1 protein-coding gene is annotated in these 556 nt (G+C 43.0%); it reads left to right on the top strand.

Going from position 1 to position 556, the window contains the following annotated elements:
• Nucleotides 1-137 precede the first annotated feature (137 nt).
• A partial coding sequence (locus tag NMM25_RS10535) for a T7SS effector LXG polymorphic toxin (RefSeq protein WP_254736835.1) occupies nucleotides 138-556 on the top strand: 419 nt, incomplete at its 3' end.

Consider the following 556-nt stretch of genomic DNA (forward strand, 5'->3'; position numbering starts at 1 on the left):
GACGACTGGGAAAGTCAGTTTACAGAGGATGTTTTACGTGCGACTCAGCTCTCCCAGCAACAAGTCTCGACTGCCTTTATGCGCAGTGAGGATTTTGTTCGGTATTATGAGCCGTATTTAAACACGGAGGAAGGCTAATGGGATTTTATGTCGATATTGCGGAACTTCAGAAAGCCCAAGAGGCCTATATGAAGATGGTCGCAACTGCTCAGAGTCAGTTGGATACTGCTAAAAATGGGATGAATGCCATCATCACCAGTAATTCCATGCATGGAGAAGTTGGGAAATCGATTACGAATGAAATCAATAATGTTCATAACCCCGTGATTGTTGGCTTAAAGAATGGCTTAGAATTTCTAGGTTCTGAGTTTTCCAAGACGATCACGGATTTTCAGAATCTTGTTGGCGAAACCTCTGCAACGGCAGTTTTAGCAGAAGAAACTTTGGATGATGCGGTCAAGAAGCTAAATGAAGCCGATGAGAAACACAAGGTGATGGATACCAATTTCAAGAGTATCTATGATGGTATTTCGAGTCTCTATCACCTGAGTGCTCC

Origin of the sequence: Streptococcus sp. CF10-1 (genome assembly GCF_024295825.1) — a bacterium.
GTDB lineage: Bacteria > Bacillota > Bacilli > Lactobacillales > Streptococcaceae > Streptococcus.